The organism is Mesorhizobium sp. M7A.F.Ca.US.010.02.1.1 (assembly GCF_004023085.1).
GTDB lineage: Bacteria > Pseudomonadota > Alphaproteobacteria > Rhizobiales > Rhizobiaceae > Mesorhizobium.
The window spans coordinates 83601-105337 of record NZ_RZRV01000009.1 but is presented as its reverse complement, the minus strand read 5'-3'; the positions used below and the strand labels follow the sequence as shown (position 1 = coordinate 105337).

The following is a 21737-nucleotide window of genomic DNA, read 5'->3' as shown; positions in this document are numbered from 1 at the left end:
TCTACCCGCTCAGCCTTTGGTTTCCGGCGCCGCCGTAGCGCCCGCCGGATGTCCGCTGCCGCCCTTGTTCTTCTCGAGGACCGCCTCGGTGATCGAGTTCGGCAGCCGTCGCGGCGTCTCGATCAGTCCGAGCACCGGCAGCGCGATCAGGAAGAAGGCGAAGTAGAACAATGTCGCCATCTGCGCCATGAACACATAGCTGCCTTCGGCCGGCTGCGAGCCCAGCCAGCCAAGCAGGATGGCATCGGCCACGAACAGCCAGAAGAACAGCTTGTACCAGGGCCGGTAAACGGCCGAGCGTACCTTCGAAGTGTCGAGCCACGGCACCAGGAACAACATGACGATGGCGCCGAACATGCACAGCACGCCGCCGAGCTTGGAGTTGATCGGCCCGACATTGAAGGTGATGGCGCGCAGGATCGCGTAGAACGGCAGGAAGTACCATTCGGGCACGATGTGGGCCGGCGTCTTCAGCGGGTTGGCGACGATGTAGTTGTCGGGATGGCCGAGATAGTTCGGCAGGTAGAAGACGAAATAAGCGAAGAAGAACAGGAACACGATCATGCCGAACGCGTCCTTGATGGTCGCGTAGGGGGTGAAGGCGACAGTGTCGGTCTTCGACTTGACCTCGATACCCGTCGGGTTCGACTGGCCCACGACATGCAGCGCCCAGATGTGCAAAACGACGACGCCGGCAATCATGAACGGCAACAGATAGTGCAGCGCAAAGAAACGGTTCAGCGTCGGGTTGTCGACGGCAAAGCCGCCGAGCAGCAGCTGCTGAATCCAGTCGCCGACCAGCGGAATGGCGCTGAAGAAGCCGGTGATGACGGTGGCGCCCCAGAAGCTCATCTGGCCCCATGGCAGCACGTAGCCCATGAAACCGGTCGCCATCATCAGGAGATAGATGATGCAGCCGAGGATCCAGAGCAGTTCGCGCGGCGCCTTGTAGGAGCCGTAATAGAGGCCACGGAAGATGTGGATGTAGACGGCGACGAAGAAGAACGAGGCGCCGTTCGAATGCATGTAGCGCAGCAGCCAGCCGGAATTCACGTCGCGCATGATCTTCTCGACCGAGCCGAAGGCCAGATTGGTGTCAGCCGTGTAATGCATGGCCAGCACGATGCCGGTCAGGATCTGCGCCACCAGCATGATCGAAAGGATGCCGCCAAAGGTCCACGCATAGTTGAGATTGCGCGGCACCGGATAGGCAACGAAGCTGTCATAGACCAGCCGCGGCAGCGGCATGCGGGCGTCGAACCAGCGTCCGAGACCGGTTTTGGGCGTATAGGTCGAGTGTCCCTCGCTCATCGAAATATCCCCTGCCTCAACCGATAAGGATCTTGGTATCGGAAATGAACTTGAATACCGGAACCGCCATGTTCTCAGGCGCCGGGCCTTTGCGGATGCGGCCGGCCGTATCGTATTGCGAACCGTGGCACGGGCAGAACCAGCCGCCGAAATCGCCTTCCTGGCCAAGCGGAATGCAGCCGAGATGCGTGCAGACCTGAACCATCACCATCCAGGCCTCCTTGCCGGGCGTGGTGCGATTGGCGTCGGTCGCCGGCGCATCGGACGGCAGATTGGCGTTGCGGGCGATCGGATCCTTGAGATCGGCGAGATTGACAGCCTCGCCGTCCTTCATTTCCTGTTCGGTGCGGTTGCGGACCACGACCGGCTTGCCGCGCCACTTGACGATCAGCGACATGCCCGGCGTCAGCGAGGCGACGTCGACTTCGACGGAAGCGAGCGCCAGCGTCGAGGCATCGGGGCGCATCTGGTCGATGAACGGCCACGCGAAAGCACCCGCGCCGACCACTGCGGCCATGCCGGTGGCGACGTAGAGAAAATCACGACGGTTGGGATCCTGGGTGTCGGTTGCGCTCACGGGTGCCTGATCCTTTCGCCTCTTCCGTGCCGGTGGCTGAGCCTTGTTCCCCGCTCAATTACGCCAACCCGACAGCGCATGGCGAACAGGCTTGCGAATTCCTCCGGCATTTGGACTTCGGTTTATGCGTGAAGCCCGTTTTTGTCCAGACGGGTCAAGGCACAAGGGCAGATTGTCGCGGGGGTTCCGCACAGCGATGAATTTGACGGGCTTGGCTGAATGTAGCAATATGTCTACATCTACTCGATGGAGGTGCTGAAATGAATATCTCGACGAAGACGACAACCATCATGTCGAGCCGTGAATTCAACCAGGACACGGCGCTTGCCAAGCGGGCTGCCAAGAACGGACCGGTCATCATCACCGACCGCGGCAAGCCTTCCCATGTGCTGATATCTGTGGAGGAATATGAGAAACTGAAGGCCTTGGGCAGGCCGGAGAAGCATAGAAGTCTTGCGGACGTTCTGGCGGATGATCGGCCGGAAGCGGATTTTGATTTCGAAATCCCGCAACTCAAGGGCTTTTCCCTGCGTCCGCCCGAGTTCGACTGATGTATCTGCTAGACACGAATGTCATTTCCGAACTCAGGCGAAGAGACCGATGCGAACCGAACGTTCGGACCTGGGCAGAGGGTCGAAATCCAGCCGAATTTCATGTTTCGGCCGTCAGTATTCTTGAAGCCCAGATCGGCGCCCTGAGAGCAGAGCGAAAGGACAAGAAGAAAGGGGCGATTCTGCGCGCCTGGATCGACGGATTAGTTGCCGAAATCGCAGAGCGCATATTGCCCGTGGATCTCGCTGTCGCGCTGCGCTGCGCACCCCTCCACGTTCCGGATCCAAAGCCGGACCGTGACGCCTATATCGCCGCCACCGCGCTCGTCAATAATTTGACGGTTGTGACCCGCAACACGAGGGATTTCGAAGGTACCGGCGTGAAACTGTTCAATCCCTGGATATCGGCGAAGGGTTAGAGGGCATGGCACATGTCATAGACCGCGACACCTGGGCCGTTCGCGCCGACCGCTGGAAGGGCGAGCTGCAATGCGGCGCCTACGGCTCCAACTCCTGCCTGATCTTCAACTACCTGCCTGATGTCGGTGGCGGCCCGCGGCTGCACACGCATCCCTACGCGGAGATCTTCATCATCCGCCAGGGCACCGGCCTGTTCACCGTCGGCGACCAGGAAATCGAGGCTTCGGCCGGCCAGATCCTGATCGTGCCGCCCAACACGCCGCACAAATTCACCAATCTCGGCCCAGGCCCGCTGGAAACGACCGACATCCACGAGAACGGCAGCTTCATCACCGAATGGCTTGAGTAGACCATGATCCCGAAAAGTGGGAACCGGTTTTCGGAAAAGATCATGGTCAAAGACCGAGTTATTTGGCGCCGAGCCTCGCAAGCACGGCCTTCGGGATGTTGTATTCGCGGATGACGGCGTCATGCTTGCGCAAGCCACAGAGTTCGCGCTGGATGAAATAGCCGTGCACCGCCTCGGCGGCATCCTTGAGCAGCCGGGGGCGCAGTTGTTCGTCGGCATTGTCGCGCAGCCTGGCCAGCGTTTCCTCGACCCGTTGGCCGGCACGGCCGAGTGCGGCCGCCTTTTCCGCCAATATTTCATGGCCGAGTGCGTCGAAGGCGGCTTCGGCAGCCGAGGCGCCGGCTAGATGAGATGGCGGACGCAAGGGCATTTCAGCCCCCTTTTCGTAAAATCAGGCGGTGTGTGACGAATTCTTCGCCTGCCACGCGCTGAAAGCCAAGCCGTTCATAGAAACCGAAGGCTTCTTGCGGCGCGCGGGTGTTCAGCACGGCGAAATGATGACGTGCCCTGTCGATAACGGTCTCGACCAGCATCCGGCCAAGGCCGGTGCGACTGTGGCGCGCACTGACGAACAGGTGCCGGACCCGGCCGCGGTCCCTGCCCTCGAAATAAGGATCGATGTTCAGCCCGCACACGCCGGCGAGTTCCCTTCCATGCCAGGCTCCGTATAGCGCCTCGCCGCGCTTGAGGAACTTGTTGCGGCCGCATGCCCAGCCATCCGCCAGGCGCACCAGCATCCAGTAGCCTTCCAGCCTGCTTTCTTCTTTCAGTGTGTCGAAGGCCGGCATGGTCGGCCGGAGCCGCTTGAGCACATAGCTGACCTCTGGAGACCTACCCATGGCCTACTCCGCCGGGCGTGTCTCTTCGAGCACGCTGTCCTCGTGGTAGAGAAAACCGCCGGACTGCCGCTTCCACAGCCGCGCATAGAGCCCGTCGAGCGCCACCAGCTGGTCATGCGTGCCTTGCTCGACGATGCGGCCACCGTCGAGCACCACAAGACGATCGAGTGCTGCGATTGTCGACAGCCGGTGGGCGATGGCGATGACAGTCTTGTTTTCCATCAGCCGCGTCAGATTCTCCTGGATTGCCGCCTCGATATCGGAATCAAGCGCCGAGGTCGCTTCGTCGAGGATCAGGATCGGCGCGTCCTTCAGGAAGACACGGGCGATCGCCACGCGCTGGCGCTGGCCGCCCGACAGTTTGACGCCGCGCTCGCCGACAAAGGCCTCGTAGCCGGCGCGGTCCCTGTTGTCGCGCAAGGTCAGGATGAACTCGTGCGCCTCGGCCTTTTTCGCCGCCGCGATCACCTCCGCATCGGTCGCGTCAGGCATGCCGAGCTTGATGTTGTCGCGCAGCGAACGGTGGAACAGCGCCGTGTCCTGGCTGACGACGCCGATATTGGCGCGCAGCGAATTTTGCGTGACTTTGGCGACATCCTGGCCATCGATGGTGATCGACCCGCTCTCCAGATCGTAGAGCCGCAGGATCAGATTGGCGAGGGTCGTCTTGCCCGCGCCAGACGGTCCGACCAGCCCGACCTTCTCGCCCGGCTTGACGACAAGGTCGATGCCGTTCAGTACGCCGAAACCTTTGCCGTAATGGAACTCGACGTTCTTCACCTCGATACGCCCGCCTGCCACCACGAGTTCCTTGGCGTCGGGCGCATCCGTGAGGCCGAGCGGCTGCGAAATCAGCGCCTTGGAGTTCTCCAGCACGCCGAGGTTTCGCAAGATGCTGTTGAGCTGCATCATCAGCCGGCCAAGCAGCATGTTGAGCCGCAGCACCAGCGACAGGGTGAAGGCGACAGCGCCGACGGTGATCGAGCCCTCGACCCAGAGATAGACGGCAAAACAGCCGATCGCCGTGATCATGATGCCCGACAGCGTCGTCAGCGCCATGCGCACGCCGGTCAGCCGGCGGGTGAACGGGCGCAATGCGTCGAGGTAGATGTCGAAACCGTTCCTGATGTAGCGGTCGTCGCCATCGGCCGAGAACAGTTTCAGCGTCTGCACGTTGGAATAGGAATCGACAATGCGGCCGGTGATCATCGAGCCGGCCTCGGCTGTTTCCTCGGCATGCTTGCGGATTGCCGGCAGATAGAGCTTGGCCAGCCAAGCGAAAGCGGAAATCCAGATCACCACCAGCACCGCCAGCCTGAGATCGAGGCCTGCGACCAGCGCCAGCGTCGTCACCGTATAGACGATCATGAACCAGACGACCTCGATGAAGCTTTCCATCAGGTCGCCGGTGGCCTGGCCCGCCTGCCAGACCTTTGTTGCGATGCGGCCGGCGAAATCGTTCTGGAAGAAGGCGTAGGACTGGCGCGAGACATGCCGGTGCGCCTGCCAGCGCACCAGATTGTAGAAGCCGGGCGTGATCGTCTGTTCGTCGACCAGCGCCGAAAGGCCGACGACGACGGTGCGGATGACCAGCACCACCACGGCCATGAAAACCAGTTCAGGGCCTGCGGCGGCCCACAGTGCGTGCCAACTGCGCTCGGCGGGAAGCTGGTCGAGAATATCGACCAGCCGCCCGACGAAGTAGAACAGGCCGGCCTCGACCAGCGGCGCGATGCCGCCGATGACCAGCATGGCGAAGAAGGCGAACTTCGCCTGGCCGACATAGTGCCAGAGAAAGCCGCCGACGCTGGTCGGTGGCCGAAGATTCGCTGGCTCCCTGAACGGATAGACCCAGTTCTCGAACCAGCGATAGACGGCTGTCATCATGCGGCGGCCATCATTCTGCGGCTTGCCCCTTCGCAAGTGCGTCGTTGGCGGCGTCGGCGGGACCGTCCTCAAGCAGGAACCCGCCCGACTGGCGCTGCCAGAGCTGCGCGTAGAGCCCGCCCTTGGCGACGAGTTCCTCGTGCGAACCTTCCTCGATGACACGACCCTTGTCCATCACCACCAGCCTGTCCATCGCCGCGATGGTCGACAGCCGGTGCGCTATGGCGATGACGGTTTTGCCTTGCATGAGCTTGTAGAGATTCTCTTGGATCGCCGCCTCGGCTTCGGAATCAAGCGCCGAAGTCGCTTCGTCAAGGATAAGTATAGGTGCGTCCTTCAACATAACGCGAGCAATGGCGACGCGTTGCCGCTGGCCGCCGGACAATTTGACGCCGCGGTCACCGACATGGGCATCGAAGCCCTTGCGGCCGCTGGCATCCGAAAGCCCGCCGATGAAATCCAGCGCCTCGGCGCGGCGCGCCGCCTCGACAAGCATCTCGTCGGTGGCATCGGGCCGGCCATAAAGGATGTTCTCGCGCACCGAACGATGCAGCAGCGAGGTGTCCTGCGTGACCATGCCGATCTGCGCACGCAGCGAATCCTGCTTCACACCGGCGATCTCCTGGCCGTCGATCAATATCTGCCCGGCTTCGAGGTCGTAGAAGCGCAGCAACAGGTTGACCAGCGTCGACTTGCCGGCGCCGGAACGGCCGACGATGCCGACCTTCTCGCCCGGTTTCACCGCCAGCGACAGGCCTTCAATCACACCCTTCTGCTTGCCGTAGTGGAAGCGAATGTCCTCAAAGCGGATCTCACCCCTGGAAACGCTGATCTCCTTCGCGTCCGGCCTGTCCTCGACAAGGCGCGGCAGCGAGATTGAGGCGATGCCGTCCTGCACCGTGCCGATGTTCTCGAACAGGCCCGACATTTCCCACATGATCCATTGCGACATCCCCCACATCCTGAGCACAAGGCCGATGACCACGGCGACCGCGCCGATCGTCACTGCTTGCCCCAGCCACAGCCACAACGCCATCGCGGTGACAGAGAACAAGAGCAATGCATTTAGGATGTAAAGCGAGCCAAAAAGCACTGTCACCAGCCGCATCGACCGGTAGACCGTTTCGAGAAAGCCGGACATGCCGTCTTTGGCGAATGACGCTTCGCGGCGTGCATGGCTGAACAGCTTGACCGTCTGGATGTTGGAGTAGCTGTCGACGACACGGCCCGTCATGATCGAGCGCGCATTGGCCTGTTCCTCGCCAACCTTGCCCAGCCGGGGAATGAAAAACCGCAGCAAAAGGATATAGCCGACCAGCCAGACGCCGAGCGGCGCGGCCAGCCGCCAGTCGGCCGAGCCGACGATGAGCAGCATGCCGAGGAAATAGACGATAACGTAGTTCAGGACGTCGATCACCTTGATGACGCATTCGCGCACGGCGAGAGCCGTCTGCATCAGCTTTGTCGCGATGCGGCCGGCGAACTCGTCCTGGTAGAAACTCATCGACTGCTTGAGCAGATAGCGGTGCACCTGCCAGCGGATGCGCATGGGATAATTGCCCATCAGCGTCTGCTGGTTGAGAAACGAATGCAGCCATACCGTGCCCGGCAGCGCGAACAGCACGATGAAGGCCATGCCGGCGAGCTTCCAGGCTTCCGTCTGCAGGAAGGTTTCGCGATTCTGCCCCGACAGCCAGTCGACGATGCGGCCGAGGAAGCCGAACATCCATACTTCGGCGATCGCGATGGCCGTCACCAGCACCGCGTCGAAAAGGATATAAGGCCATGCGCCGCGCGTATAATGCAGGCAGAAGGCAACCAGCGTCTTGGGCGGCTCGACCGGTTCCGCTGCGGGGAACGGATCGAGCCTTTTTTCAAACCAGCTAAACAACAACATAGGTTATGCCTGTGAAATGTGTTTGCCGCTTACGCGGCACGTGAGCGTACGAAATCCCCGGTACCCATGGCATCAAGGGCCGACGGTCTGGAATCACCCGGACCGTCGGCCATGCCTCGTGCAATATAGGGGCTCGCGGGCTTTTCGCCGACAGCTGCGCCAGCCGATCCTGACGACACGGTGCCGCCAGCCCGGTTTTTCGCGCCCGGCCTGACCAGCCGGATGATCCGGCGCACCAGCGACGGGCGGCTCGGATCGGGAACCGCGCGCGAAAAATCGACATCCGGCAGCATGCCGCGATGCGGCCGGCGGCGAACCTCGGCGTGAACCACAGACGAATAGGTGTCGCCGATCAGCAGCGCCCAGGTCGGCAGTCGGTGGATATGCAGGCTCCTCGAGCCAGGTATTCTATAGGGATCGAACATCGGTCCGTCCTCCGTGTGAAAATCGAGATAAAAAGGCGAAGCAATATCGTCCGCCGGCATTCGGCCGGAGGCACGCATTGCGTCGGTCTGGACACGATAAGCATCGGTCCGGACACGATAAGCATCGGTCGGGGCACGATAAGCATCGGTCCGGACAGCTTCAGTTGGGGCGTTTAGCCCTTTTGACTTTTTGAAAAACATCGCAGGATTCCTTCGAGAGCCGAAAAATCGTTTCGGCGGGAATCGGTGCGATCAAGTCTTAGAGAGTCAGGAGAATCGTCGTACCGAAACCGCCGGCAGGCAGGTAAGCCCACGAGAGGGGCGCTGGATGTGCATGGTCATCATGAATTACCCCTCCATCGGTTCGGGTTGACAATGGAGCTGACATACCCGACTTCGCAGAAAATGGCCACCCGCAGGTCCAGCAATTTCCAAAACCGCGAGCCCGCTGTGGCCGGTTTGCCACTTATTAGAAAGACGCGGAAATGAACTGTCGTCTCCGCATCGCGCTCTACCAGCCGGATATCGCCGGCAACACCGGGACAATCCTGCGCTTCGCCGCTTGCCTCGGACTTGGCGTCGACATCATCGAACCGGCCGGATTTCCGCTCTCCGACAAAGCGCTCAAACGAGCCGGCATGGACTACCTCGAAATGGCTGCCCTGACCCGGCATGTCGACTGGCACGCCTTCGAGGAACGGCGCAAGGCTGGTTCGCACCGGCTGGTGCTGCTGTCGACCAAAGCCACGACGGCCTACACCGACTTCACCTTCGCCGAAGGCGACATTCTGCTGTTCGGTCGCGAATCCGCAGGCGTGCCGGATCCTGTCCATCAGGCGGCGGATGCGCGGCTGACCATCCCCATGCAGGGCACGGCGCGCAGCATCAATGTCGCGCTTTCCGTCGCCATGGTGGCGGGCGAAGCCATCCGGCAACTGGGATAGGGGTTCGCCGGCAAGCCCGTCTCCCGTCATCTTGACCCAGGCGCACATCGCCTTCTCCTTCGTTTGCAGATCCTAGGTTTCTTCGCTACAAGCTCAACTTAACTTGAGGTCAAGCGGAAAAATCGGGACGAAAAACAGAGATGGCACCGGTAACGGAATTGACGGTCGGCCAGGTCGCCATGCGCAGCGGTGTGGCGGTGTCGGCATTGCATTTCTATGAGGCCCGCGGCCTGATCCGCAGCCACCGCACGGCGGGAAATCAGCGCCGCTACGGCCGTGACGTGCTGCGGCGCGTGGCGATCATCAAGGTGGCGCAGGAGGTCGGCATTTCGCTGGCCGAGATCGGTGAAGCCCTGGCATCGCTGCCAGAAGGCCGCACGCCGACGCGCGATGACTGGAACCTTTTGTCGACCGCCTGGCGCGACGGGCTCGATCACAAGATCGCCCAGTTGAAGAAACTGCGCGACGGGCTGACCGACTGCATCGGCTGCGGCTGCATGTCGATCGACAAATGCCCGCTGCGCAACAAGGGCGACCGGCTGGCGAGGGAAGGCACAGGCGCCAGGCGGCTGGTGGCCGGCTGAGCAAGCCGCGCTTCAATCAGCTACCGGCAACCGCCTGATGGTGAACTCGATCAAGTCGCCCGGCCGCTCGAACCAGCTTTCGATCTCGGTCCAGTAGGCCTGCTTGGGAAAGCGCTCGAACCATTCCTTGGCCTTGAGCCGCGCATCGGAGCGCGGCAGCACGAAGGTCTCGCGCAGGAAACCGTCGCGCGGCATACGAACACGCTCGGCACGGCTTTGGTCGAGCCTTTTCTTCAGGCCATCCAGCGGCGGTCTTGCCGGGGTGCGCACGAAACAACTCCTTGCACCTGGCGCATGACCCCGAAATCGGAATCGAGTTTCGGAAAGGATCATGCGCAAAACCAAAGTGACTTGACCCTTGCCCTTAAGAGATTAGGGATCGCGCCGGCAAAAGACGAGTCATTTGTGGGACTCGCCGCCCCAACCGGAGACGGCACTTGGAACGACCAGAAATACCGGCAGGCCTGCCCGCCGACATCGAACAGAAGAAGATGAAGGCAAGGCTGTGGTTCGAGGCGCTGCGCGAACGCATCTGCGCCACTTTCGAGCAGATCGAGCAGGATCTTGGCGGGCCGCTGGCCTCGTGGTCGCCCGGCCGCTTCGAAAAGACGCCATGGGAACGTGACGAGGGGCGCGGCGGCGGCGGCACCATGTCGATGATGCACGGCCGCGTCTTCGAAAAGGTCGGCGTCCACACCTCGACCGTCCATGGCGAGTTCTCACCCGAATTCAGGAAGCAGATGCCGGGCGCCGAGGAAGACCCGCGCTTTTGGGCATCTGGCATTTCGCTGATCGCGCATCCCTGGAACCCAAACGTTCCGGCCGTGCACATGAACACGCGCATGGTGGTCACATCTCGCCAATGGTTCGGCGGCGGCGCCGATCTAACGCCGGTGCTCGACAGCCGCCGCACGCAGGACGACCCCGACACGGTCGCCTTCCACCGCGCCATGCAATTCGCTTGCGAGAAGAATGCCGCGGTCGCCGATTACCCGAAATACAAGGCCTGGTGCGACGAGTACTTCTATCTGCCGCACCGCAACGAGCCGCGCGGCACCGGCGGCATCTTCTTCGACTGGCTGCATTCGGGCGAGGACAAAGGCGGCTGGAATGCTGATTTCAACTTCGTCCAGGATGTCGGCCGCTCCTTTCTCGTCGTCTACGGTCACCTGGTGCGCGCCAACTTCAACGAGAACTGGACCGATGGCGACCGTGACGAACAGCTCATCCGCCGCGGCCGCTATGTCGAATTCAATCTGCTTCACGATCGCGGCACCATCTTCGGACTGAAGACCGGCGGCAATGTCGCGTCCATTCTCTCCAGCCTGCCGCCCGAGGTCCGCTGGCCGTAACAAAATGGTGAGCCCGGCGTGAGCCGCATTGATGTCCCATTCGCTCGAAATGGACATGGAATGTGGCACACGGTGCGGCGAAAAATTTCTTTTTCGTCTAATAGGCTGTTGAAAAGACTGGTATATTTGTGGCGCCGGGTCGGGAAGCGCCGGCGGCTCGCCTGCGCGCAATTCCAGGAAAGTGCGAAACGGCTTTCCGACCGGAATTGCGTCAAGACAAAGCGAGCCGCGACCCGACGCGACCGGACGGCCCAGACGACGCGGGGCACCTCATAGAGAGGGATGCCCTACTTCCAGGAGTACTTCGCAATGCGCAAGATCATTGTTTCGGCGGCCGCCGCTGCCCTTCTCGCTTCCGGTTCGGTGGCATTCGCCGCCGTCAAGCACACCACCGGAACGATCAAGACCTTTGACGCAAGGGCCATGAGTCTGGTCCTCGACGATGGATCGTCTTTTACGCTCTCCAAGACCTTCAAGGATCCTGGCCTGCAGGTCGGTGAAAAAGTCCGTGTCTCATGGGATATGAAGGGCAAGAACAAGGTCGCCGAGGCCGTCAAGGCCGCAAAATGATGGCTTGCCCGCCAGAGCAGGATGAGACGATGTCCGGTCCTGTTTCGGGGTAGTGTTAAGAGGGCGGAGCAGCGCTGCTCCGCCTTTTTGCCGTTGACCGCAACCAATGCCGCCCCATCTGTGTTATGCTTCTCACCCGCTCGCGGTCCGTGGATTCAACCCTGGAACCGGACCATGAGCCAAAAAAGTACCGGAGCCTCGACCAGGCTTCACGGAGGAAAAGGAGAAAATCCCATGAAGGAGTTTCACTGCGGGTCGCTCGTGCCCGGCTGTGACTGGCACACGCGTGCCGACGAGGAGGCCGAGGTGATGCGCCGTGCCGTCGAGCACATGCGCGAGACGCATGGCGAAACGGTTATCCGCGAGACGATGATCGAGGCGATCCGCTCGCGCATCGAAAAGAGCCGCGACGCGGCCTGATCTACCCGGCCTTCAAGGCTTCGGCGGCGCGCTTGAGGAGCGCGTCGCGATCAGGGGCAAACCCGGCTTCGACCCATTCCGCCTCGAGATTCCTGAGGATTTCGCCGAGTTTCGGTCCTGGAGTTGCGCCGAGCGCCGTGAGATCGGCACCTTTCAGCGGAAACAACGGCTTTTCCCATTTAACGGCGAAGGCAAGCAGGCGCGAAAAGCCACCGGCTTCGAGCAGCGCCTCATTGTCCTCGACGGCGCGCACCCTGGCTGCCGCAAGCGACAGCCGCAGCCGGTCGACAAACCCGTTCCGGTCGCCGCGATAGAGCCTTTTCGCCAGTTCGCCCTCGGTCGTCTTCGGTTCGACGGCGGTGGCAAGCGCCCAGTGGCGCAGGCGATCCGCTTCGGCTGTCGAGAATTTGAGCCGCTCGGCGAGCGTCTTCATGCGAGCGGCATCGGGCGGCACGATCGCTTCCAGTCTGAGCAGCGGGTCGGGTGCCCAGCCCAGATCCTTCCCGGCCTTGGCCAACCCATGGATGGCATCGATGCCCCATTTCTCGCTTTCCGGCAGCGCTGCGGTCAAGACGCCTGCCTGCCGCATCCAGAGCAGCGCCCGTGACGGATCGGGCGCCGACAAGAGTTTCTTCAGTTCCGACCAGATTCGCTCGGCTGAAAGCTGGGCCAGCCCTTCCTTCAGCCGGGCGCAGGCTTTCAGCCCTTCGGCGTCCGGCCGTCCGTCGCCATACCAGGCGAAGAAGCGGAAGAAGCGCAGGATGCGCAGATAATCCTCGCGGATACGCGCTTCCGGGTCGCCGATGAAGCGCAGCCGGCGTGCCTCGATGTCGGCGATGCCGCCGACCAGGTCGACAACCCTGCCATCGGCCTCGGCATAGAGCGCGTTGATGGTGAAGTCGCGCCGCTCGGCATCGAGCTTCCAGTCGCGCCCGAACGACACTTTCGCGCGTCGCCCGTCGGTTTCGATATCAGCGCGCAAGGTGGTGATTTCATAGGGTTTTCCGCCGGCAACCACGGTGATTGTCCCATGCTCGATGCCGGTTGGCACCGCCTTGAAGCCTTCCGCTTCGGCGCGGCGGAGGGTTTCCTCCGGCAGGCAGGTGGTGGCGATGTCGATGTCGGCGACGGGCTGGCCCATCAGCGTGTTGCGCACCGCGCCGCCGGCGACTCGCGCCTCTTCACCGCCTTCGGCCAGTGCGAACAGCAAGCGCTGCAGATGCTTGTCGCCGAGCCAATCGGCCCTGTCCGCGATCGAGACACTCACGCATAAAGCCTTTCATAGAGGGTACGGATGATGCCGGCGGTGACGCCCCAGATGCGCCGTTCGCCGTAAGGCATGTCGTAGAAGAACCATTCGAGATCGTTCCACATGCGGCTGTCGCGCTTGTGGTTGGCCGGGTCCATCAAGAAGCGCAGCGGCACTTCGAAAGCGGCGTCGACCTCATCGGCGTTGAGTGTCAGTTGGAAACCGGGCCGCACGATGCCCAGCACCGGCGCGATGCGGTAGCCGCTGCCGGCCACATAGTCGGGCATGCGGCCAATGATCTCGATGCGGTCTCGGCCAAGCCCGATCTCCTCGAAAGTCTCGCGCAGCGCCGCCGCCTCAGGGCTCGGATCGGTCGGATCGATGGTGCCGCCGGGAAATGCCACCTGCCCCGAATGGCTGCGCAGCTTTTCGGCCCGTTTGGTCAGGAGAACCGTCGCATCGCCCTCATGATCGACCACCGGGATCAGCACCGCGGCATTGCGCAGCGCCTTGCCCTGGTTGAGGCGCGGATGGCCGGGGTTGAAGCGATGATCGCCATAATCGTCGCCGGCATGCGCATCGGGCTGCACGGCAAAACGCGCGCGAAAATCCGCGGATGAAAACGGCGCCGGCGTCACCTGGTCCATCACGCACTCAGCCGCTTCAACTGGTCCGCCGGCATGATTGGGAACACGGCGCCCTTGGAGCGCACCGCGAACATCGTCTCGCCGCCGATCTCGACCTCCTCGCCATGCCCGACCAGCTCATACATAACCGGCCGCGCCACCAGCGCCTCCAGACGGCCCCGCACCAGCACATAGGGCTTCAATCCGCCGGTCTCGTTCTCGTCGACAAAGCGCAGCGGCCGTTCCGGCCCGGCCTCGACGACATCGCCGACATTGGTGCGGAAGGTGATGGTCTGCGCTTCGCCGCTACCCGAAACGTCCATTTCGACGGCGATGAACGGCGCATCGGCAACGCGGATGCCGACCTTTTCCACCGGTGTCACCAGATAGGTCCTGCCATCGGCGTCCTTGCGCAGCACCGAGGAGAAAAGCTGCACCAGCGGCATGCGCCCGATCGGCGTGCCCAGATAGAACCAGGTGCCGTCGGACTTGATCTCCATGTCCAGATCGCCGCAGAAGTCGGGGTTCCAGCGTTCGACGGGTGCCGCGCCCTTGCCGGCACGGGCGGCGCGCGAGATGAGCGCCTCGAGGCCACGCGCCTCGGTGGCATCCGTCAGGCTTTCTTCACGATGTCCCAAGCGTCCCGTCATGGTCACGAAATAGTCACTGTTGTTGCGCTTGTCAGCCTAAGTCTGTGATTTAAGTTTCGACATAGGCGCCACGCGAGGCCGAATCGCGGCAACTTATGGTATGGTGCAGCCGTTGTTCCAGCCATGGTATTCCAACCACAAGGATCGATGCGGCATGAGCGTGATGGTCAAGGAAAGCCCGATCAGCGAAAAGGACATGATCGCCGAGGCCGAAAAGGCGCTTGCCGACATCTCCCGGATTCGTGACGGGGTCGGCCGGGTCATCTTCGGACAGGAAAGCGTCGTCGAGCGTACTCTGGTGGCTCTGCTGGCCGGTGGCCATGCGCTTTTGGTCGGCGTGCCGGGCCTCGCCAAGACCAAGCTGGTCGAAACACTTGGCATCGTGCTCGGCCTCGATTCGCGTCGCATCCAGTTCACGCCGGACCTGATGCCGTCCGATATCCTCGGCTCCGAAGTGATGGAGCAGGACGAAACCGGCAAACGCTCCTTCCGCTTCATCTCCGGGCCGATCTTCGCCCAGTTGCTGATGGCCGACGAGATCAACCGCGCGTCGCCGCGTACCCAGTCGGCGCTGCTGCAGGCCATGCAGGAATACCACGTCACCATTGCCGGCGCCCGCCATGACCTGCCGGCGCCCTTCCACGTGCTGGCAACCCAAAACCCGCTGGAGCAGGAAGGCACCTATCCGCTGCCCGAGGCCCAGCTTGACCGCTTCCTGATGCAGGTCGATATCCTCTATCCCGAGATCGAGGCAGAGCGCCGCATCCTTCTGGAAACCACCGGCATCGAGGACGCGAAAGCGCAGAACGTGCTGCAGCCGGTGCGGCTGAAGGAGATCCAGACGCTGATCCGCCGCATGCCGGTGCCTGAAAGCGTCGTTGAGGCGATCCTGACGCTGGTGCGCTCGGCGCGTCCCGGCCAAGGCAATGCCGAGACCGACAAGAACGTCGCCTGGGGTCCCGGCCCGCGCGCCAGCCAGGCGCTGATGCTGTGCACAAGGGCGCGCGCGCTTTACGACGGACGGCTGGCGCCCTCGGTCGACGACGTGCGTGCGCTGGCCGAGCCGGTGCTGCAGCATCGCATGGCGCTGACCTTCGCCGCCCGCGCCGAAGGCACCGGCGTGCGTGACGTGGTGGCGAAACTCGTGAAAGGAATTTGATGCCGCGCATCGGCGAGGTCCAGGCTCCGGCAGCGACGCGCGACGCGCTCGCCCGTGGCCGGTTGCGAGCCTCGCTTGTGCCAGACCTGCTGGTCGAGGCGCGCCGCATCGTCAACACCGTGATCGCCGGCTGGCATGGCCGCCGCAAGCGCGGCATCGGCGAGAATTTCTGGCAGTTCCGGCCCTATGTCGAGGGAGATTCCTCGCGCATCGACTGGCGCCGCTCGGCCCGCGACGACCACACCTATGTGCGCGACCGCGAATGGGAAGCCGCCCATACGGTCTGGCTGTGGGCCGACCCCTCGCCGTCGATGCTCTACAAATCGACCGGCGCCAGCGTTTCCAAGCAATCGCGCGCGCTGGTGCTGGCGCTGGCCATGGCCGAGCTGTTGTCGCGCAGCGGTGAGCGCATCGCCTGGCCGGGCCTCACCGACCCGTTCACCGCCCGCAACGGCGCCGAACGCATCGCCGCCCAGTTGATGCATGCCGGCGATTTGCCGGCAAAACCCGACCTGTCCGACATCAGGCGCTTCTGCGACATCGTCATCGTCAGCGATTTCCTCGATCCCGTCGAGGAGACGATGGCCTGGCTCGACGTGCTGGCCCGCCACGGCGTACGTGCCCACCTGATCGAGGTCGCGGACCCGGCCGAGGAGACCTTCCCTTATGCCGGCCGCACCGAGTTCACCGATCCCGAGACCGGCGACAAGCTGACCGCCGGCCGCGCCGAAATGCTGGGTGATGAATATCGCCTGCTCTACGCCGCCCGCCGCCATGAACTGACGGGCTGGTGCAAACGGCTTGGCTGGAGCTTTACCGTCAACCACACCGATCGGCTCGCCTCCGACGCGCTGGTGCGGCTGCACATGGCGATGACCGCTGATGGCCCCTCGGCCAGGCCGACCGCCGGCGGTCGTGCCGGCACGATCGCCGGTGGCGATCGGCCAGGAAAGGCTGTCGCATGAGTTGGCTGCCGCTTTCCTTTGGCGCCCCCATGGTGCTGTGGGGCCTGCTGGCACTGCCGGTGATCTGGTGGCTGCTCAGGCTGACGCCGCCCAAGCCGCAGACCGAAATCTTCCCGCCGCTGAAGATCCTGGCGCGCGTGCTGAAGCGCGAGGAGACGCCGCAGCAGAGCCCGTGGTGGCTGACGCTGCTCAGGCTCTTGATGGCGGCCCTCATCGTCGCGGCATTGGCCGACCCGGTCTTTAACCCGCGCGAAAAGCTGCCGGCCGAGGGAGCCGCCCTTGCCCTGGTCATCGACAATGACTGGGCAAGTGCCGCCGACTGGGGCAAACGCGTCGCCACCGCCGAGCGGCTGATCAACGATGCCGGCGCCAACGGCGTGCCGGTCGTCATCGCCTTCACCGCCGAAAAGGCCAATGCCGAGGTCGGCCCGTTCGATGCCGCCACCGCGCTTGACCGGCTGCGCGCCGCCAAGCCGCGGCCGATCCCGACCGACCGGCCCGCCATCTATGCCCGCGTCGCCGGCGTGCTGGAGACCTTGCCCGGGGCCAGCGTCGCCGTGCTTGCCGACGGCCTGGCGGCAAAAGGCGATGAAGCCGCCTTCAACACGCTTTTGTCGAAAAATGCCGCACGTGTCGTCTGGGCAACCGCGGACAGGCTGTCGCTGACCGGCCTGACCGCCGCTGACAACCAGGTCGACGGCTTTGCACTGACCGCCATTCGCGCGCCGGGCGACCCTGCCCCGGCGCAGGTCACCGCCGGCGCCTTCGACGACAAGGGCCGCCGCATCGCCGATGCGACGCTGACCTTTTCGCCTGGCGAAACCACCGCCACCGGCACCATGGCGGTGCCGTTCGAGCTGCGCAACGACTTCGCTTCGATCGCGCTCGACGGCGAGCGGCAGGCCGGCGCGGTCCGCGTCCTCGACGAAAGCTCCAAGCGCCGCCGCGTCGGACTGCTGTCGCAGGCCGAAGCCGACCAGGCACAGCCGCTTTTGTCGCCGCTCTACTACATCAGGCGGGCGCTGCAGCCCTTCGCCGATCTGGTCGAACCCTCCAGCGCCGATCTTGCCGACGCCATCCCGCAAATCCTCGACCAGAAGCCCGCGATGATCGTTATGGCCGATATCGGCACCATTCCCGGACAGGTCCGGCAGAGACTTGTCGATTGGGTCGACAATGGCGGCACGCTGGTGCGTTTCGCCGGTTCGCGGCTGGCCACCGCGGGCGATGACGACGATTTGCTGCCCGTCCGCCTTCGCACCGGCGAGCGGTCGCTCGGCGGCGCGCTGTCATGGACGTCGCCGCAGCCGGTCACCGAATTCCCCAAGGCCGGCCCGTTCGCCGATCTGGCGCCGCCGACCGAGGTCACCGTCAGCAGGCAGGTGCTGGCCGAGCCGACATCCGATATCGTCGAGCGCACCTGGGCGGCCCTTGCCGACGGCACGCCGCTGGTCACCGGACTGAAGAAAGGCAAGGGCACGCTGGTGCTGTTCCACGTCACCCCCGAGGCAACCTGGTCGAACCTGCCGATCTCTGGCAGCTTCGTCGAGATGCTGCGCCGCATCGTGCAGCTGTCGCGCAACCAGGGCGCGGCCATCGCCAATGCCGAAGCGGCCGCGGCGTCGCTGGCGCCCTATCGCATGATTGCAGCCGACGGCTCGCTGGTGCCGCCGACGCCGGATGCACGGCCGCTTGTACCGGGCGCTGGCGCGCTGCCGGTGACTTTTGAAAACCCGCCCGGTCTCTATGGTTCCGAGACGGGTGTATTTGCCCATAATCTGCTGGAAGCCGACAGCAAGTTGGCGCCCCTGGCGCGCCCGCAAATCACTGTTCCGGTCACCTCGATCCAGTATGCCTTTGACGAATCGCGCAATTTGAAAGGCACGCTGGTCGCGGCCGCCCTGGTGCTGATGCTGCTTGATACGCTGGCGGTGTTCTGGATGGGCGGCCTGTTTTCACGCCGGCCGCGCCGCGCCGGTGCCGTGACAACCACCGCCGCCGTCCTGATTGCGCTCGGTGCCTTGTTCGGTCATGCCGACCTTGCCCGCGCCGACGACGCCAAGCCGGGTGACGAAATTGCCATCGAGGCGATTTCGAAGACCCGCATCGCCTATGTGCTGACCGGCGTGCCGGGCGACGATTCGATCAGCCGCGCCGGGCTCGAGGGGCTGACGCGATTCCTGGTCGAGAAGACGGCGCTGGAACCGGGCGAGCCGGCCGGCGTCGACATTTCGAGGGACGAGTTGTCGTTCTACCCGCTGATCTACTGGCCGATCGATCCGGCCGCACCGATGCCCAGCCAGGCAGCGATCGCCCGCGTCGACGCCTATATGCAGCAAGGCGGCACGGTGCTGTTCGACACCCGCGACCAATTCGCCAACGGCATCGGCGCCGATTCGACCAGCCCGGCGACGGAGCGGCTGCGCGACATCCTCGGCAACCTCAACGTGCCGCCGCTAGAACCGGTACCGTCCGACCACGTGCTGACCAAATCCTTCTTCATCCTGCCCGAATTCCCCGGCCGCTTCGCCGGCAGCCCGCTCTGGGTCGAGGCCTCGCTCGACGCCAGCAACGCCGAGAACCGGCCGGTGCGTACCGGCGATGGCGTCTCGCCGATCATGATCACCGCCAATGATTTCGCTGGCGCCTGGGCGGTCGACCAGAACGGCGATGCGCTGCTGCCAACCGTGCCGGCAGACCCGATGCAGCGCATCTACGCGCTGCGCGCCGGCGTCAACATCATGATGTACATGCTAACCGGCAACTACAAATCCGACCAGGTGCACGTGCCCATACTGCTCGAACGGCTGGGGCAGTAGAATGAGTTTGTTTGGTGCCCTCCGGTCGCGGATAAACCCTCCCCAAAAAGGGGAGGGTAAGGAATGAACTGGTCGATCTCCTTCGAACCGCTGATCTCCTGGCCACTGCTGGCCTTGGCGCTGGTGCCGCTGGCGCTGCTTGCGCTGGTCGGCCTGTGGTTTCGCCAGCGCGGTTCGGTCTTCCGCTTCATCGCCCTTCTGGCGCTCGCCGCCGCTTTGTTCAACCCGGTGTTCCTCAACGAGGAGCGTGAGCCACTGAAAAGCGTTGTCGCCCTCGTCGTCGACCGCAGCCAGAGCCAGGATATCGGCGACCGCACCAAGCAGACCGACGAGGCGTTGGCCGGGCTGCAGCAGCGGCTTGGCCGCTTCAAGCAGTTCGACGTGCGCGTCGTCGAGGCCGGCAAATCCGAGGCCGCCGAGGAGCGCACCGAGACACGGCTGTTCGGCGCGCTTGAAGGCGCCTTCCGCGACGTGCCGCCGTCACGCATCGGCGGCGCCATCATGATCACCGATGGCGAGGTCCATGACGCGCCCCCCGGTGCGCCCGATTTCAACGCCCCGCTGCATGCGCTGATAACCGGCAACGACCACGAGAAGGATCGCCGCATACGTTTCGAGAACGCGCCGCGCTTCGGCCTTGTCGGCAAGCCGCTCGACATGACCTACCGCGTCATCTCGACCGAAAACGAGACCGGCCCGGTCGATGTGCGCGTTTCGGTCAATGGCGAACAGGTCGCGGTCGAGCACGCCACTGTCGGCCAGGCGATGCCGTTGCAGGTCACCATTCCGGGCGCCGGCCGCAACATCGTCGAACTCGCCATCGATCGCGAACCGGGCGAACTGACCGACACCAACAACCGCGCCATCGCGCTCATCGACGGCATTCGCGAGAACTTGCGCGTGCTGCTCGTCTCCGGCGAGCCGCATGCCGGCGAACGCACCTGGCGCAACCTGCTGAAATCCGACGCCTCGGTCGATCTCGTCCATTTCACCATCCTGCGGCCGCCGGAAAAGCAGGACGGCACGCCGATCAACGAATTATCGCTGATCGCCTTCCCGACCCGCGAACTGTTCGTCGAGAAGATCAAGGATTTCGACCTCATCATTTTCGACCGCTACCAGCACCGCGACGTGCTGCCGATCCTCTATTACGACTACATCTCCGAATATGTCGAAAAGGGCGGCGCGCTGCTGATCGCGGCCGGCCCCGAATATGCCGGCGAAAGCTCGATCGCGCGCACGCCGCTGATGTCCGCCCTGCCGGCGATGCCGACCGGCGAGGTGGTCGACAAGGCCTTCTATCCGCGCCTCACCGAACTCGGCCAGCGCCACCCGGTGACGCGTGGGCTGGATGGCTCTGCCACCGAGCCGCCGCACTGGAGCCGCTGGTTCCGCACCATCGGCGTGCAGAATCCCGAAGGCGCAGTGGTGATGAAGGGCGCCGACAACCGGCCGCTGCTGTTGCTCGACCGCAAGGGCGAAGGCCGCGTCGGCATGCTGCTGTCCGATCAGGGCTGGCTGTGGGCGCGCGGCTTCGAGGGCGGCGGCCCGCATGTCCAGCTCTACCGGCGCATCGCCCACTGGCTGATGAAGGAGCCTGAGCTCGAGGAAGAGCGGCTGACCGCCGACGGCCGCGGCATGGTGCTGGAAATCCGCCGCCAGACGATGGCCGACGATCCCGGCCCCGCGCAGATCATCACCCCGTCCGGCAAGACCTTGACCGTCAAGCTCGAGAAATCCGAGCCCGGCGTTTTCCTAGGCAGCGTCGAGACCAGCGAGATCGGCCTCTATCAGGTCGCCAATGGCGACCTCACCGCGCTCGCCCATGTCGGGCCGGTCAACGCCCCGGAATTCGCCGACGTCATTTCCACCGAAAACCGGCTGAAAGCGCCGGCTGAAGCCACCGGCGGCAGCGTGCGCCGGCTGGCGTCGTCCACAGCCCTTGGCAGCGACGTGACGCTGCCTTCCATCGTGCCTGTGCGCTCGGCTGGTGCTGCGTCCGGCAACGACTGGATCGGACTGCGCACCACGGACGACAGCGTGCTCAAGGCCGTCTCGCGCGTGCCGCTGTTCGGCGGCTTCCTCGGCCTCGGCCTGCTGCTTCTGGCAATGGGTTCGATGTGGTACCGCGAGGGACGGTAGG

23 protein-coding genes are annotated in these 21737 nt (G+C 63.7%); 12 read left to right on the top strand and 11 right to left on the bottom strand.

Going from position 1 to position 21737, the window contains the following annotated elements; all coding sequences use genetic code 11:
* Positions 1 to 9 precede the first annotated feature (9 nt).
* Both EOA19_RS12310 and petA read right to left on the bottom strand, forming a co-directional pair.
* Positions 10 to 1311, bottom strand: coding sequence for a cytochrome b N-terminal domain-containing protein (locus tag EOA19_RS12310; protein WP_013529985.1), 1302 nt, complete (start codon positions 1309 to 1311; stop codon positions 10 to 12).
* 16 nt (positions 1312 to 1327) lie between these two features.
* A complete protein-coding gene (petA, locus tag EOA19_RS12305; protein ID WP_023809838.1) occupies positions 1328 to 1888 on the bottom strand; it encodes a ubiquinol-cytochrome c reductase iron-sulfur subunit in 561 nt (186 codons plus the stop codon).
* A gap of 260 nt (positions 1889 to 2148) precedes the next feature.
* Between petA and EOA19_RS12300 the strand changes: the two genes are divergently transcribed.
* Genes EOA19_RS12300 through EOA19_RS12290 form a run of 3 tightly spaced genes read left to right on the top strand, consistent with a single transcriptional unit; the run spans position 2149 to position 3208 of the window.
* Positions 2149 to 2439, top strand: coding sequence for a type II toxin-antitoxin system Phd/YefM family antitoxin (locus tag EOA19_RS12300; protein ID WP_128303752.1), 291 nt, complete (start codon positions 2149 to 2151; stop codon positions 2437 to 2439).
* Complete coding sequence (locus EOA19_RS12295) at positions 2439 to 2858, top strand: type II toxin-antitoxin system VapC family toxin (RefSeq protein WP_128303751.1); 420 nt, start codon at positions 2439 to 2441, stop codon at positions 2856 to 2858. Before EOA19_RS12300 ends, EOA19_RS12295 begins: the two co-directional genes overlap by 1 nt.
* Positions 2859 to 2863: 5 nt before the next feature.
* Positions 2864 to 3208 (top strand): cupin domain-containing protein, encoded by a 345-nt coding sequence (locus EOA19_RS12290; protein ID WP_128303750.1) that lies wholly within the window; start codon positions 2864 to 2866, stop codon positions 3206 to 3208.
* Positions 3209 to 3266: 58 nt separating this feature from the next.
* Here EOA19_RS12290 and EOA19_RS12285 read toward each other — a convergent pair whose 3' ends face one another.
* From EOA19_RS12285 to EOA19_RS12265, 5 genes are read right to left on the bottom strand one after another with little or no spacing between them, the layout of a single operon-like run.
* A complete protein-coding gene (locus EOA19_RS12285) occupies positions 3267 to 3578 on the bottom strand; it encodes a DUF6665 family protein (RefSeq protein ID WP_128303749.1) in 312 nt (103 codons plus the stop codon).
* Between the two features lies 1 nt (position 3579).
* Positions 3580 to 4020, bottom strand: coding sequence for a GNAT family N-acetyltransferase (locus EOA19_RS12280; RefSeq protein WP_245486141.1), 441 nt, complete (start codon positions 4018 to 4020; stop codon positions 3580 to 3582).
* 30 nt (positions 4021 to 4050) lie between these two features.
* The gene (locus EOA19_RS12275) at positions 4051 to 5934 is read right to left on the bottom strand and encodes an ABC transporter ATP-binding protein (protein WP_023809843.1); all 1884 of its coding nucleotides are present in this window, start codon (positions 5932 to 5934) and stop codon (positions 4051 to 4053) included.
* A 10-nt stretch (positions 5935 to 5944) separates the two neighbouring features.
* Positions 5945 to 7831 carry an ABC transporter ATP-binding protein gene (locus EOA19_RS12270; RefSeq protein WP_023809844.1) on the bottom strand — a complete coding sequence of 629 codons (1887 nt, stop codon included), beginning with the start codon at positions 7829 to 7831 and terminating at the stop codon, positions 5945 to 5947.
* A 29-nt stretch (positions 7832 to 7860) separates the two neighbouring features.
* A complete protein-coding gene (locus EOA19_RS12265; RefSeq protein ID WP_128303747.1) occupies positions 7861 to 8256 on the bottom strand; it encodes a hypothetical protein in 396 nt (131 codons plus the stop codon).
* A gap of 485 nt (positions 8257 to 8741) precedes the next feature.
* On the opposite strand from EOA19_RS12265, the gene EOA19_RS12260 reads away from it, so the two are divergent.
* Both EOA19_RS12260 and soxR read left to right on the top strand, forming a co-directional pair.
* The gene (locus EOA19_RS12260; protein WP_128303746.1) at positions 8742 to 9200 is read left to right on the top strand and encodes a tRNA (cytidine(34)-2'-O)-methyltransferase; all 459 of its coding nucleotides are present in this window, start codon (positions 8742 to 8744) and stop codon (positions 9198 to 9200) included.
* Positions 9201 to 9340: 140 nt separating this feature from the next.
* Positions 9341 to 9784: a redox-sensitive transcriptional activator SoxR gene (soxR, locus tag EOA19_RS12255; protein ID WP_128303745.1), complete on the top strand. Its 444-nt coding sequence runs from the start codon at positions 9341 to 9343 to the stop codon at positions 9782 to 9784.
* Positions 9785 to 9796: 12 nt separating this feature from the next.
* On the opposite strand, the gene EOA19_RS12250 is transcribed toward soxR, so the two are convergent.
* Positions 9797 to 10054, bottom strand: coding sequence for a hypothetical protein (locus EOA19_RS12250; protein WP_127257484.1), 258 nt, complete (start codon positions 10052 to 10054; stop codon positions 9797 to 9799).
* Positions 10055 to 10221: 167 nt separating this feature from the next.
* Here EOA19_RS12250 and hemF point away from each other — a divergent pair, with 167 nt between their 5' ends.
* The 3 genes from hemF (at position 10222) to EOA19_RS12235 (ending at position 12126) form a co-directional block, all read left to right on the top strand.
* Positions 10222 to 11136 (top strand): oxygen-dependent coproporphyrinogen oxidase, encoded by a 915-nt coding sequence (gene hemF, locus EOA19_RS12245; RefSeq protein WP_128303744.1) that lies wholly within the window; start codon positions 10222 to 10224, stop codon positions 11134 to 11136.
* Between the two features lie 309 nt (positions 11137 to 11445).
* Positions 11446 to 11706, top strand: coding sequence for a DUF1344 domain-containing protein (locus EOA19_RS12240; protein ID WP_128303743.1), 261 nt, complete (start codon positions 11446 to 11448; stop codon positions 11704 to 11706).
* 234 nt (positions 11707 to 11940) lie between these two features.
* Positions 11941 to 12126, top strand: a complete 186-nt coding sequence (locus EOA19_RS12235; RefSeq protein ID WP_127269428.1) for a DUF1059 domain-containing protein — start codon at positions 11941 to 11943, stop codon at positions 12124 to 12126.
* A gap of 1 nt (position 12127) precedes the next feature.
* Here EOA19_RS12235 and EOA19_RS12230 read toward each other — a convergent pair whose 3' ends face one another.
* The 3 genes from EOA19_RS12230 to EOA19_RS12220 are packed head-to-tail and all read right to left on the bottom strand — an operon-like array spanning position 12128 to position 14651.
* Entirely contained in the window at positions 12128 to 13393 is a 1266-nt protein-coding gene (locus EOA19_RS12230; protein ID WP_128303742.1) for a CCA tRNA nucleotidyltransferase, read from the bottom strand.
* A complete protein-coding gene (locus tag EOA19_RS12225) occupies positions 13390 to 14022 on the bottom strand; it encodes a CoA pyrophosphatase (RefSeq protein WP_127269430.1) in 633 nt (210 codons plus the stop codon). Before EOA19_RS12225 ends, EOA19_RS12230 begins: the two co-directional genes overlap by 4 nt.
* Entirely contained in the window at positions 14022 to 14651 is a 630-nt protein-coding gene (locus tag EOA19_RS12220; protein WP_128303741.1) for a DUF1285 domain-containing protein, read from the bottom strand. Before EOA19_RS12220 ends, EOA19_RS12225 begins: the two co-directional genes overlap by 1 nt.
* A gap of 154 nt (positions 14652 to 14805) precedes the next feature.
* On the opposite strand from EOA19_RS12220, the gene EOA19_RS12215 reads away from it, so the two are divergent.
* The 4 genes from EOA19_RS12215 to EOA19_RS12200 all read left to right on the top strand — a co-directional run bounded on the left by EOA19_RS12215 (position 14806) and on the right by EOA19_RS12200 (position 21736).
* Complete coding sequence (locus EOA19_RS12215; protein WP_127271985.1) at positions 14806 to 15810, top strand: MoxR family ATPase; 1005 nt, start codon at positions 14806 to 14808, stop codon at positions 15808 to 15810.
* Positions 15810 to 16775 (top strand): DUF58 domain-containing protein, encoded by a 966-nt coding sequence (locus tag EOA19_RS12210; protein WP_128303740.1) that lies wholly within the window; start codon positions 15810 to 15812, stop codon positions 16773 to 16775. The genes EOA19_RS12215 and EOA19_RS12210 overlap by 1 nt, the downstream gene beginning before the upstream one ends.
* The gene (locus EOA19_RS12205) at positions 16772 to 19594 is read left to right on the top strand and encodes a DUF4159 domain-containing protein (RefSeq protein ID WP_128303739.1); all 2823 of its coding nucleotides are present in this window, start codon (positions 16772 to 16774) and stop codon (positions 19592 to 19594) included. Before EOA19_RS12210 ends, EOA19_RS12205 begins: the two co-directional genes overlap by 4 nt.
* Before the next feature lie 63 nt (positions 19595 to 19657).
* On the top strand, positions 19658 to 21736 hold the full coding sequence (locus EOA19_RS12200) for a hypothetical protein (protein WP_128303738.1): 2079 nt from the start codon (positions 19658 to 19660) through the stop codon (positions 21734 to 21736).
* Position 21737: the final 1 nt, after the last annotated feature.